At 58.7% G+C, this 12,507-nt stretch carries 12 protein-coding genes; 7 read left to right on the top strand and 5 right to left on the bottom strand.

Going from position 1 to position 12,507, the window contains the following annotated elements:
* The first annotated feature begins 4 nt into the window (after nucleotides 1–4).
* Entirely contained in the window at nucleotides 5–1,606 is a 1,602-nt protein-coding gene (locus C0039_RS06370; protein ID WP_101517604.1) for a WS/DGAT/MGAT family O-acyltransferase, read from the top strand.
* Between the two features lie 68 nt (nucleotides 1,607–1,674).
* Here the strand turns inward: C0039_RS06370 and C0039_RS06365 are convergent, their stop codons facing one another.
* The 3 genes from C0039_RS06365 to C0039_RS06355 form a co-directional block, all read right to left on the bottom strand.
* The gene (locus tag C0039_RS06365; protein ID WP_101517603.1) at nucleotides 1,675–3,045 is read right to left on the bottom strand and encodes a wax ester/triacylglycerol synthase family O-acyltransferase; all 1,371 of its coding nucleotides are present in this window, start codon (nucleotides 3,043–3,045) and stop codon (nucleotides 1,675–1,677) included.
* A gap of 88 nt (nucleotides 3,046–3,133) precedes the next feature.
* Nucleotides 3,134–5,128, bottom strand: coding sequence for a DUF3604 domain-containing protein (locus C0039_RS06360; protein ID WP_101517602.1), 1,995 nt, complete (start codon nucleotides 5,126–5,128; stop codon nucleotides 3,134–3,136).
* Nucleotides 5,129–5,155: 27 nt separating this feature from the next.
* Entirely contained in the window at nucleotides 5,156–5,908 is a 753-nt protein-coding gene (locus C0039_RS06355) for an SDR family NAD(P)-dependent oxidoreductase (RefSeq protein ID WP_076001794.1), read from the bottom strand.
* Nucleotides 5,909–6,323: 415 nt separating this feature from the next.
* Between C0039_RS06355 and C0039_RS06350 the strand changes: the two genes are divergently transcribed.
* From C0039_RS06350 to C0039_RS06335, 4 genes are all read left to right on the top strand, one after another.
* On the top strand, nucleotides 6,324–7,637 hold the full coding sequence (locus C0039_RS06350; protein WP_101517601.1) for a succinylglutamate desuccinylase/aspartoacylase family protein: 1,314 nt from the start codon (nucleotides 6,324–6,326) through the stop codon (nucleotides 7,635–7,637).
* Between the two features lie 95 nt (nucleotides 7,638–7,732).
* Nucleotides 7,733–8,089, top strand: a complete 357-nt coding sequence (locus C0039_RS06345; protein ID WP_076001797.1) for a hypothetical protein — start codon at nucleotides 7,733–7,735, stop codon at nucleotides 8,087–8,089.
* Nucleotides 8,067–8,675: a hypothetical protein gene (locus C0039_RS06340; protein WP_076001798.1), complete on the top strand. Its 609-nt coding sequence runs from the start codon at nucleotides 8,067–8,069 to the stop codon at nucleotides 8,673–8,675. Before C0039_RS06345 ends, C0039_RS06340 begins: the two co-directional genes overlap by 23 nt.
* A gap of 46 nt (nucleotides 8,676–8,721) precedes the next feature.
* Entirely contained in the window at nucleotides 8,722–9,105 is a 384-nt protein-coding gene (locus C0039_RS06335; RefSeq protein ID WP_076001799.1) for a phage holin family protein, read from the top strand.
* Nucleotides 9,106–9,125: 20 nt separating this feature from the next.
* On the opposite strand, the gene C0039_RS06330 is transcribed toward C0039_RS06335, so the two are convergent.
* Nucleotides 9,126–10,007: a DMT family transporter gene (locus C0039_RS06330; protein WP_101517599.1), complete on the bottom strand. Its 882-nt coding sequence runs from the start codon at nucleotides 10,005–10,007 to the stop codon at nucleotides 9,126–9,128.
* Between the two features lie 52 nt (nucleotides 10,008–10,059).
* Nucleotides 10,060–10,941, bottom strand: coding sequence for a TIGR03619 family F420-dependent LLM class oxidoreductase (locus C0039_RS06325; RefSeq protein WP_076001801.1), 882 nt, complete (start codon nucleotides 10,939–10,941; stop codon nucleotides 10,060–10,062).
* Nucleotides 10,942–11,290: 349 nt separating this feature from the next.
* On the opposite strand from C0039_RS06325, the gene C0039_RS06320 reads away from it, so the two are divergent.
* Nucleotides 11,291–11,845, top strand: a complete 555-nt coding sequence (locus C0039_RS06320) for a hypothetical protein (protein ID WP_084179928.1) — start codon at nucleotides 11,291–11,293, stop codon at nucleotides 11,843–11,845.
* Complete coding sequence (locus tag C0039_RS06315) at nucleotides 11,835–12,428, top strand: PX domain-containing protein (RefSeq protein WP_133125955.1); 594 nt, start codon at nucleotides 11,835–11,837, stop codon at nucleotides 12,426–12,428. The genes C0039_RS06320 and C0039_RS06315 overlap by 11 nt, the downstream gene beginning before the upstream one ends.
* The last annotated feature ends 79 nt before the right edge of the window (nucleotides 12,429–12,507 follow it).

The following is a 12,507-nucleotide window of genomic DNA, read 5'->3' as shown; positions in this document are numbered from 1 at the left end:
GCGTATGAAACAACTGGGTGTCATGGACAAGGGCTTTCTCATTGCCGAGCGCCGGGAGATGCCCATGCATGTGGGCGGCCTCAGCCTTTACACGCTCCCCGAAGGCGTCAACGAACAGGCGTTTTTAGCCGACCTGGCGCAAAACATGCGGTCTGCCGACACCCTGCTGCCGCCCTTTGGGGACCGGCTTAAAACCGGCCCCCTGGGGATGGCGGGTGCCGCGTACTGGGAGCCTGACCCTGCCCTCGACATGGAGTATCACGTGCGCCATTCGGCGCTGCCCAGGCCGGGAAGATACCGCGAACTGTTCACCCTGGTATCGCGCTTGCACGGCACCTTGCTGGAGCGCAGCCGTCCGCTTTGGGAGATGCACCTCATCGAGGGTCTGGGCAACCGCCAGTTTGCCGTGTACACCAAGACGCATCATGCTGCTGTTGACGGGGCGCGATCGATTCACGTGTCACGCTGCATGCTCTCTTCCGACCCGAATTTCATTCGCGAGGATTCGCCGCTCTCGCTGCGTGCCTGGGAAGCCTACAAGGTAGGGCTGGGGTTGGGCAAGCGCCCGGAGTACAGTGACTCGGAATTGCGCACAGTCACCGATATGATCAAGTCCAGCCTCGACAGCAGCACCAGCCTGTTCAATGCGGTCAAGGGTTTTACCCGCGCCTGGGCCGGGCGCGGCGACAACCTGTACCTGCCCCACCTGAAAGTACCGCGCAGTTCCCTGAACACATCTATTGATGGCGCTCGCCGCTTCGTGGCCCAGTCCTGGCCATTTGTACGCATAAGGGCGGTGGCCAAGGCGTTTGATGGCACATTCAATGATGCCGTACTGGCCATGTGCGCAGGCGCCCTGCGTCAGTACCTGCAACTCCATGCTGAATTGCCGGACGAGTCACTGAAAGCGATGGTTCCCGTATCGCTGCGCAAAGAAGGCGATGTCGACGCGGGCAACGCGGTCGCTGCAATCAGTGCCGACCTCGCAACCAACATCGCTGACCCGGGCAAACGATTCCGGGCAATTCAGGCCTCGGTGCAGGCGGGCAAAGAGTACTACCGCGGCATGACACACAAAGAACTGGAACTGTTCACGCTGCTGATGCAGACGCCTTCACTGCTATTGCAGCCTATGGGCCTGATGTCAAAACTGCCGCCCTACAACACAGTGATTTCAAATGTTCCGGGCATCAGGCAGACCATGTACTGGAATGGCGCGCGCATGGATGGCAATTACCCCCTGTCCATCGTCACCGACGGTATCTCCATGAACATCACCCTGGTTACCTACGACCAGAACGTGGACTTTGGCATTATCGCCTGTCGTCGTTCGGTACCGCAGGTTCAGCGCATGATAGATTACATGGAAGATGCGCTGGTAGAGCTTGAGGATGCTGCAGGATTAAAGCCAAAGCCCGGCAAGAAAGCCGCTGCCAAACGCGTAGCACGGCCAGCGGCCCGGTCAGCCTCCAAGCCAGCAACCAGAAGCAAAAAAAAGGCCACACCAAAAGCGAAGACAAATCCCAAATCGAAAGCCGGTAAAAAGGCAGCAGGCCGCGCTGCCGCAAAGCCAAAAGCCAGGGCGAAAACGAAGCCCAGGAGCTGAGCCCGATATCCATTCGGCCAAGGCAATCCTGCGGGGCGCCATGCGCCCGGCATCTGCAACAGCCGCGCCTACGTCGCGGACTGCACTGCTTCGCGCAATTCAGCATAACCCGCCTTGAGCAGCTTACCCAGCCCCTCAATCCCGGGTTGGTCCCGCGGGCAACTGGCCACAGCGAAGCACAGCTTGTTCACATGACTGAGAACCGTGATATTCAAACCCATGGCATCGGTGACGATCGAAAGTGGATAAATCGCCTCTAACTCAGCCCCCTCCAGATAAAGCTTGTCTCGTGACCCTGGAACATTGGAGAAGATCGCGTTGACTGCGGGGCGTACCCTGGTGGCATTGCCGGTAACCGTCAATAATATCGTTGGCGCCATAATCAGTGCGTAGTAGTCTTCTGCGGCGGTCACCGAAACGCTGGCCAACTCGCGTTTTGCGGCCGAAGTCACTTTGATAATGCGCTGCAGGCGTTTCAGCGGATCGGCCTCGTGGGTAAAGAAAGGGCACATAATATAGCTGAGCTTATTGCCCTCACTCGACCCGGAAGATTTCAGGGAAACGGGCATCCCTGCCACCAGCGAGCTGCGTGGCAGCGCATTCTGCTCGAGTAAATACGCGCGCAGCGCACTGCCGCAAACGGCCAGCAGCACGTCATTGATGGACCCACCCATGGCATGGGCGGTGCGCTTGACCTGATTGCAGGGGAGGTCGCAAATCACCAGCGAACGTCGTGAGTCCAGTTCAGTGTTGAACAGGGTGCGCGGCGCAGTAAAGGGCAGGCGCATGGCATCGGTCTTACCTTTGAGCGCATCCATTCCCATGTGCGCCATCAGCCGGGAGAGTTCCGGGAGAGCCTTATACTGGTCCAACAACCCCTTCCTCATTTTGCCAATGCGTTCCAGCAGGGAATAGTGGCTGTGGCACCGCGCCTCCAGCCCCTCCGTGAAGTCCAGCCGCCCGCTCGGTGAATCGCTGAACAAGCCCTGCAGCATCTTCATAGCGCCCACACCGTCCACCAGGGCATGATGAGTTTTGCAATACAGGGCGAAGCGGTTACGAGGTAATCCCTCAATGACGTGCAGTTCCCAGAGTGGGCGCCCACGGTCCAGTGGACGCTCATGCGCACGCGTCACCAGGCGCATCAGGTCCTCCATGCGCCCGGGCTGTGGCAGGGAGTAATGCAAGACGTGCCGCTCGGCCACGTAGTCATCCGCAGGTACCCAGGCCAGGTCTGACATATCCTCGGGATCGTGGAGTTTTTTGGCAAACACGGGCCACAGCTCATTGAGACGTCCGCACTTTTTCACCAGCGTACGAATGAAGTTGCGCGGAGCGTGCTCCGGCCTCTTCAGAATCATGAGCCCGGCGACGTGGAACGGGCAGTGGGCAGATTCAATTTTCAGGAAACCTGCATCCTGGGCGCTTAGCTTTTCCATCTGCGACTCCGTAGTGCTATCAATAACTGGGAACGCTAACCCGGTAGTGCCCTACGGTTGAACCGAATGGATCAATTTTTGTGCAAAGTCATCCTTTGCGAACCCAGATAGGTGAACTCCAGGCCCGCTCCTGAATCGTTTTCGGCAGGTCCGCTCGAGGCTCAACACCGGCACGTAGTGCATCCCAGGTCGACCAGCGGCAGGAAGGGTTTTCCAGAACGCGAACATAATAGAATGCATCCACATCCGGGCTGTACTCCGGGTCCTGCCAGCGGGTCAGTAGTTCGGCATCACCCGCATTTTGACTGACTGAACAGTTGTCGAGGTCGACCCGAGCGCCGTTGTCCGCACAGCGATGGCTCACCGGATCAGGGGACTGACCGTCGGAGCAGGCGACATCAAAAACCCGTTCCGCGGGTTGCCCATCGCGCACGTAGCCCTTGATCACCTGTAAACGTTGCAGTGGCGTCCCGCGAGGATCAGCAGAGGCCCACACAAGGAAAGACGGTGCCTTGCCACCGGTGTAAAGCTCACCACCCATGGGAACACCCTGCTCATAGGCCAGCGCCGCCAATTTGCCTGAGCCGATAATATTCTCGGAAAAATCTGTGCCGGCGAAAAAGCGTACCTTGATGCGCGGGCCAGTCGTCGCAAACGTTTCCTTACGACGAAACGCGTCGTAGATAGACTCCCTGGTGTTTTCTTCTGCCCACACCCCGGCGATACCGGAGGCGCTCCAGGTTTCAAAGCCACCACCACTCATGTAGTGCCTGCCTTCTACTTCCACCAGGTTTTCTGGCGACACCATGCGCACCACCGCACCGTAAAACAGGGATACGGGTACAGACCCTCTCCCCACGGGTTCGCCGTCGAGAATACCGGCCTTGGAAAAGTAAGTGGACTCATCGTCGCTGCTTGCGGCCACGTGCGTATCACTGGCTGCGACCAGACCAAACTGGAAGGGATTCTTCAGCCCGCGCGCCTCCAGCGCCAGACCATGCTGCAACGCCTGGCGTACGTAGCTGCCGTTAGGCTCACTGGGTAGAGTAGTGCCGACGCGCAGGGGGTAGATTTCGAAGTCTGCCCACTCATCATTGGGCGACAGCAGGGGATGCGTATCGGAGGTGCCCTTGATCTGGGTGATCTCTACCAGTGGTTCATTGCGCAGGCGGCGCGCCGTGTAAGCGTCGTCTATAGGGTCGCCGGCCCAGTCCACAAGCTTGAACATCTGCCCATTGGAGCCGTTGGAGTTGTGCGGTATCGCCAGGCTCTCGATACCCTGCTCACGCAGGCCATCCATCCATTCCCAGAGGCCCTCCGGGTTCTGCGAATTCAGCCTGGAAAAAGGCACTGCCGGCAGTTTTTCGCTGCCGCGAAAAATCACGTTGCGATGCAGGTTGCCGCGTTGATCGGTAGCAGTTGTGTATTCATAGCCCACGAAAGTGGTAAACCGGCCGGGGTCGTTATGCTGATCTGCGGCGTCGATAATATCCAGCCAGGCCCTGCGGGTAACATCTGTGGCCATCTCACCATCGATTTCACCACTGCGAATCCCTTCAAGCGTGTCAGGAATAAAATTTCCAAAGTTACCGACCCGCTGGATCACACTGCCGGAGGTGAGGTTGTCTGGGTCATTGATATTGTGGATAGGTTTGGCCACGTCGTAACGCGAGAATTCAGTGCGGGTGTCGGCTGCCTCCTTGACCAGGCCCAGAAACATGGCGTGATCGGTAACCGCGTAGAAGTCCAGCGGCGTGCGTAGCTGCACCTCGAACCCACTCGGGTGCATGATCGCCTCCCCTTTGGCATAACGGTATGCATCGTAGGGCGTTGCCGTCGTGCCGAAATTGTAAGCGTCAAAAGAATACTCGGTATGCACATGAAGATCGCCAAACCAGGCACTGCGCTCCGGATTGGCGGGCGGTGGGCTGCGATCCAGCAGCTCGGTCACGGTCGGTAACTGACTGTTTGCGCCACCCCCTCTCCCGCCAAAGTCATTGGCCTGTTCCGAAAGCGACTTGCCGCCGCAGGCCGCCAGGGTGCACACGATTAAAGGGGTCAGGGTTCGCAGCAGGTGCGTCATAGTCTCTCCACAGCGTTGTTGTGCTAATCAGGTCGCAGTCATGCCGCCATCGGCGACCAGGGTAAATCCGGTGGTATAGGTTTCTGCTGCAAGATAGAAAATGGGCAGTAGAATCTCTTCACTCTCCGGAATGCGTTTAATCAGGTTAGCTGAAAGCATTCCTTCCTCAAAGCCGGGGATAGCCGAAATAGCGCTGTCAGTCAGGTCCGAGTGGTAGGAGCCGGGCGCAATAGCGTTAACCCGAATTTTCATGGGCGCCCACTCCTGCGCCATTACTTTGGTCAGTGCCTGCAGCGCCGCCTTGGTAGCAGCATAGAATCCCGTATATGCGGGTGGTTTCAGTGCGGCGACAGACAATACGTTGATCACCACACCACCGCCGTTTTCCGCCATATGTGGTGCGAGCCGGGAGGCAAGATACCAGGGACCGCGCTGGTTGACCTGGTACATCTTGTCGAACGCATCAGCAGTCACATCGGTAAGCGGACCCCGGGCAATATTAGTACCCGCATTGTTAATCAGGATGTCCACGTGGCCATAATGCTCCAGTGACGACGTGACCAGCCGATCCAGATCCTCGGTGGAACTGGTGTTGGCGGCGCATGCCCAGGCCTCACCACCCTCCTCCACTATGCTGTCTACGACTGCCTGGCAGCCGTCCAGTTTACGGCTGGCGACAATGACCCTGGCTCCGGCGCGCGCAAATCCCCGGGACATCGCCCTGCCCAGACCCCGGCTGCCGCCAGTGATCAGGACGACTTTGCCTTCGAAATCGAACATAACCAATCCTCCACCTCACTCGAAGTGCCAGATGATACAGGCTCCGGGCATACCGAGCCGCAAACTTCAAGCGCCGCACACCAGACAATTCGGGGCCCGTCCGCCGGACCACGTAACGTCACTTTAACAAACCCTGGAGTCATCTTTATGCCCTCGCCCTGCCTAGACGATACAGGCAACAAATTCAGAAATCGCCCGCGGTAATTCGCAGTTGACCCCTGGCCAGCGGGCCCACCTGGGAGAATTTGCACCCACCAGGCGGTGGGAAGCCACATGATTGGCCAAATTTCCAGCATTTCACCTAGAGACATTCACAGGATTATTCGGTAACATCTTGTATCAACTGGATTTTCACTAAAAAATAGGTGATGTATTGTCCACTTCGGGGCAAAGAAAGCGTTCCTTCGTGAACTCAATGAGACCTGTCTGCCTGGTACTGGCGATAGGCGCGTGCCTGGCGCCTGGCGCATTGGCAGCGGATCCAGCGCCGCCCGCAACTATTCCGGAGGCAAAGAGCGTCGATCTCGATCAACCCGTGTCCGCCGAGGCACTGATGGAGTCGGCCAGTACCCAACGGGCGGCAAATACCACGCCACCTGACGTCCAGACTGAGGCGCACTACCACTCCGGCCCGCTCGAGAACGAGATCATCTACCCGCAGTCATTACCGGAAATGAGCGCAGCCAACCCCTTGCTGCTACTGGGGGCCAAGGTGCCACCCGGAACGGCCACCCGGCTGGCCTGGTCACCGAGTCAGTCTTTTGAAGGTATTGCCGTCCCCACCCCGGTGCTGGTGGTGAACGGCGCGCAGGATGGGCCCACCCTGTGCTTGACTGCAGCGATTCATGGCGATGAGCTAAACGGTATCGAAATCGTCAGGCGAGTGCTCTACAACCTGGATGCACAGGCCCTGTCCGGCGCAGTGATCGGCGTGCCCATCGTCAACCTCCAGGGATTTCGCCGCGGCTCGCGCTATCTCACTGATCGCCGGGACTTGAACCGCCACTTCCCCGGCAACCCCGGGGGAAGCTCCGCGGCCCGCATCGCCCACTCTTTCTTCAATGACGTGGTGACACACTGCGACGCACTGGTAGACCTGCACACGGGCTCTTTTCATCGCACCAACCTGCCTCAGCTGCGTGCCAATCTCAAGGATCCCGCGATTCTGTCCATGACCCACGGCTTTGGCTCGACCGTTGTAATGCATAGTGAGGGCAGCCCCGGCACCCTGCGGCGCGCAGCGGCAGAACACGGCATCCCCACGGTAACGGTCGAGGCCGGTGCACCGATGCGTCTGGAAGAGGACAGTGTCAACCAGGGCGTAATGGGTATCGAAACGCTGCTGGGCCATATGAAAATGATGAAGCGCTTCCGCTTCTGGGGCAATCCCGAGCCTGTTTACTATGAGTCCAGCTGGGTAAGGGCAGACCAGGGGGGAATACTGCTCAATAGCGTAGAGCTTGGCCAGACTGTCTCCTTCGGCGAATTGCTTGGTACGGTAACGGACCCGATTACCAACATGCGCGTCGACATCCGCGCCCCTCACGCCGGACGCATTCTGGGCATGGCCCTGAACCAGGTTGTGCTGCCCGGCTTTGCCGCCTACCGCATCGGCACCCAGACCACCAAAAAGCCGGATGAGTTAGAGGATAATGAGCACCTCTCTGCCGACGATGACGTGGCTGAGCAGGACGTCGATGTGTCCGAGGACGATGCGCTCGCGGAGTGATCCCGTCACACACCTTATTACGCCCGGCAGGTGTAGGCATCACACCTTATTTCGCTTATGCTCGCTTATCCCCGTCTATCTGAGAACACGCTCACATGCGCAGAACACATTGGCTGCTTGCAGCGCTTGTCACCCTCTCTTTGCTCGGCGGTTGCGCCCAGTATGATAACCAGCGCGGAGTCGATGTCTCCTGGCAGGCATCCGTCACCGACTCGCTGGTAAAGGGAGAAAGCACACGCCAGGACGTGTTGGCAAAATTGGGCCCGCCCTCGCAGATCATCGCGCTGCAGGATGAGACCGTATTCTATTACCTGTTTGAACACGCAGAAGGCAACGGCCTGATTCTCGTTGTCTATAACCGCTTCGATACCCAGACTCGCTATGACCGTGCCGTTTTCTTCTTCGACGAAAATGATGTTCTGGGCGATTATGCAACCCACATCCGCGACTAGGCTGACCCTGCTGGCCACGCTGCTGCTATGCATGGGGCTGCAGGGCTGCAGCCAATGGCGCTATAGCCTGGGCGTTCCGCTCTCGGCGGCGCAGACCCCGACCCCGGCTACCACGCCCACCCTTACCGAGGCGTTGCGGCAACTGGGGCCGCCCATGCGGCTCTCCGCCACCGCAGATGGATACGTACTGGCCTGGGAGCATTGGCAAGTCAGCGAAGACGCCATTGGCCTGAGCCTGGGCGCCCTTGGCGCAGACATGTTGTCGCTGGACTGGGGCCGCGCGCGAATGCGCGGTGAGTTCATCATCGCCTCATTCGACCACGGGCATCAACTGACCTCAGCCGCGTTTTCATCCTGGGATTCAGCCGCTGGCGGTGGCACGGCACTACAGCCCTTTATCGGAGTCTCGCTGGTGGATGTCGACGATCTGCTGCAGTACATGCCACAGCATCGCTGGGGTTCCATGAGCCTGGAGCGACTGCCGCGCACGCTGAACACCCAGAGCAGACCCGACACGGGCCAGTCGGGCGTGGAACAGCGCGGCACCCCTACAGGCACCGGCCAGCGTACCCTCGAAATGCACTGATCACCGTTATCTGGCGCCCTGGCCGCGTCGATGGTAAGTTATTCACATGTTAGGACTTATTCTACGTACTATTATCACCGGCCTGGGCATCTGGCTCGCGGCTTATCTCGTGCCCGGCGTCAACGCCTCCTCCACAGAAGCATTGATCTGGGCTGCCATTGCGCTAGGGCTAATCAACGCATTCGTGCGACCGGTTCTGGTCCTGCTGACCCTCCCGTTTACCATCCTGACCCTGGGCGTATTTCTGCTGATTCTCAACGCGGGTATGCTCAACCTCGCAGGGTGGTTCGTGGACGGCTTCGATGTGGTGGGATTCTGGAGTGCGGTCTTTGGCGCCATCATTGTGAGCGTGGTCAGCGGCCTCTGCTCTCGCTTCATCGGCCCCAAAGGCAGTTACGAGGTGCTGGTGGTTCGCCGCGGTGGCGAGTAACCCCCTGGCAACCGGCAGACTCAGGCCTTTCTGGACTGACTGAGTGCAATACCGGCAAAAATGACCAGCAGGCCCAAAAACTGGTGCGCCTGCGCCGCCTCTCCCAGAAACACTATCCCGGCGGCAAACGCGATGGCGGGAATCAGGTAGTTGATAATGGCCAGGAAGCCCGGACCGCAGTCGGAAACCACCTTGAAATAGACCCATGTCGCCAGCCCGGTAGCGAAGATGCCCAGGGCAATAGCTGCAACCCAGGCGTCCGCCGTTGGCGCCAGCTGCCAGGGTCGATCCATCAGCAGCACCACCGGGAGTAACACCACAGTACCGGCAATGAGTGACCCCGTCGCCACCACCAGCGTATTGATCGCCGGTAGTCGCTTGGTGTAGACGGAGTTCACCGCATAGGAAAACGTGGCGACCAGCACGGCCAACTGCGCGAGCAATTGCGCACCCCCCACCTCCCTCAAGACCTCAGGGCCAACCAGGATTGTGACGCCCACAAATCCCGTGCCAATGCCCAGCAGACGCCGCCGTGTAAGTTGTTCGTGAACCACGTAAAAGTGCGCCAGCAGCGCCGTGCTCAGTGGCATCAGCGCCATCAGCAGGCCCGCCTGCCCACTGGAGATACGCGTCTCTGACCAGGTAATCAAGGTGAACGGCAGCAGGTTGCCGCACAGCGAGAGCAGCAGAAACCGCAGCCACCACCGCCATTCATCGGGCAGGCGGCCTCCCTGCCAGCGCATCAGCAGGTAGAGCGCAGCAGCACCAACAGCAAGACGCAGCCAGACGATTGTCAGCGGCGGGAATCCCCGCAGGGCGACAGCAATCAGGAAAAATGCCAGCCCCCAGAAAATGCTGAGGTAAGCCAGCATCATCCAATGGCGAGGTAGCGGGTTTTGCATTATCAGCCGCCAGCGCGCCAGCTTGTTGACCGGGCGCGCGGGGTGAGCATCTTCAACGGCTCCGGTATGGCTCGATAACGTTCTCTGCGTACCAGTTTATCATTCCGACCTTTTCCTCCACGCTCTGCGTATCAGGTTCTGCATCGTAGGGGTTACGGAACGCAATAATGACCTCCGTCACGCCGGCGCTGGCCAGGTCATCGAGACCCTCTACCGAATAAGCCGCCTCGGTCATGGCATGGTATTCGAACGGCACCTGCTCGCGACCATAGTCCTTTTTGAAGGCCTCTATCTGACCGATCATATCGCGTAGTTCCTGAATGGAGGAGCCAGCGGAAATCCAGCCGTCTCCCAACCTGGCCGCCCGGCGCAGCGCCGGCCTGGCGTGACCGCCTACCAGCAGCGGGATGTGATGATCGGGTACCGGCGTCATCTTTATCGGGTCCAGCTGGAAAATCTCACCGTCATAGCCAAAATACTCACCACTCATCAGGCCATTGACGATCTCCATCATCTCGTCCATCCGCTTACCGCGCTTTTCCCAGGGGATCTGGCAGGCGAGGAAGTCCTCCGGCCAGGGGCTGATGCCAATACCGAAGCCAAAACGATCCCCTATCATCACGCCCAGTGTCGACAACTGCTTCGCTACGACCGCGGGTTGACGCACTGCCAGCTTCATTACGGAGGTAGTGAAGCGCAGCTTTTCTGTCTTTGCGGCGAGATAAGGTATCGCAACGAAGGGTTCCAGAAAAGGCACGCCGTCCAGGAACTCGCGAGTGCCGTCATCGTTGTAGGGGTAAACATCTGAACCTTCCCTGGGGTAGCAAATGCTGTCCGGAAAGGTGAAAGTGTCGAAACCGGCCTCTTCCGCGGCAAGGGCAAGCGGAAGGTACTGGTCGGGCGGGCACATCGTAGCGTGATAGGCAAATTTCATTCTGGGTATCCTGTTGATTAGTTATTCTCATCGAAACGCTGGGAGAGCGAGTGGCGCATCCCGATATCGGTGTTCCTTGAGCAAGCATAGTACTCGAACTGATACGACGGGGAGAATGGCGCAGATCACTCCTGGGCTGTCCACCTGAGTGCTGGTATGCCAGGGGAAACCGGTTGCGCCGATGAACAGCGTGAGGTGTAAGGGCCCCGCCGCGTCTGCAAACGTGCTCAGGTCAACTCTTTGGCGCATTTATGGCGCTACCGGAACGACTCTCATCGTGGAGATCTTATGGAAGCATGTGAATTCGATGGAGGGCAGGCTATGCTAAACCCTCTCTAGAGAGTTTGGCATGACAGATATGGACTTTACAGAAACCGATTTCCTGGAGTTCCTTCGCCAGGGCAATATCGCAGGCATCATGAAACCGGCTACAGCGCGTTCGCGCAAACTGGCGGCACAACAGCTTTTCCCTAAACTTGAGCCCACCGAGCGTATGGACCTTCGCCTGGTGGATGTGGATGAACTGTGCTCCCGGTTCCATAAGCTGGAGGACTCGACGATTCGCCCCGAGACGCTGAAGATCTACAATGAGCGCCTCAAAGGTGCCCTGGAAGATTTTTTCAACTGGACTGAGGACCCGGCCAATTTCATCTCGGTTGAACGTGATTTACCCGAGGCGAAGCTGGTGATGAAAAGAGACAGCCCGGGTCAAAGACAGGCCAGGGAGGAGCTCGCCCTGAATCCGCCACGCAGCCCCCACGACATCTTTCCGGTGCCCCTGCGTGAGGATCTAGTGGTCTACCTGCAGAACATTCCACTGGATATGACCCGCCAGGAAGCGGCCAAGATCGCAGCGGTGGTCAAGGCACTGGCCCTGCCCGATGAAGAGGTGAATGATGAATAGGCTGGTATTGTTCGCTCCCCTGGTTCTATTCGGGCTGGGCGGCATCTTCCTTTTTGCGCAGTTGATGCGACACGGCGCCCCCGGCACCTTTGAGGACAACCTGATTCCGGAGCTGATTGGCTTCTGTCTTGAGGGCTTCTTCCTGGTGGGCATATTCTCTCTCATCCAGTTGCGGCTGGCGCGCGAACGAAAAAATGAGCTGCGCCTGAGCCTGCGAGGCGCACTACGGGAAGTCCTTAGCCACCTCGACGTGGCCTTGCTGGAGGAATTCACAGAACCTGCCACTTCGGCAGCCCTCGAGCAGGACCCCAGGGCCGTACAGGCCCTGTTCGTAAAGTTGAGCAACAGGCAGCTTGAACTGGAAGACATGCGCAATCTCAAGAAAACCGCAGGGGTCAGCTTCAGTATCCTGCGGGATCTTATCCCGGTGGCAGCAAACCTCAGTGCCGATCATATGCGCTGGTGGCTTGCCATTGCCGACAGCGTGCGTGAGATTGCCGAGGCTACCAGCAGTATTGGTGTGACCACCGCGGCGCAGCGATTCCTTATCAACGTGGGTGAGTTCGATGATCTACGCCTGTAGGACTTAACAAGCGCGCATCCCCAAACGTGTTTTCAGGATTGGGCAGGCTGGTGATGCGACTCCGCTGCCTGGACGGCGC

Origin of the sequence: Pseudohalioglobus lutimaris (genome assembly GCF_002866825.1) — a bacterium.
GTDB lineage: Bacteria > Pseudomonadota > Gammaproteobacteria > Pseudomonadales > Halieaceae > Halioglobus > Halioglobus lutimaris.
The sequence above is the reverse complement of the archived record's forward strand: the minus strand, read 5'-3'. Positions and strand labels throughout refer to the sequence as shown.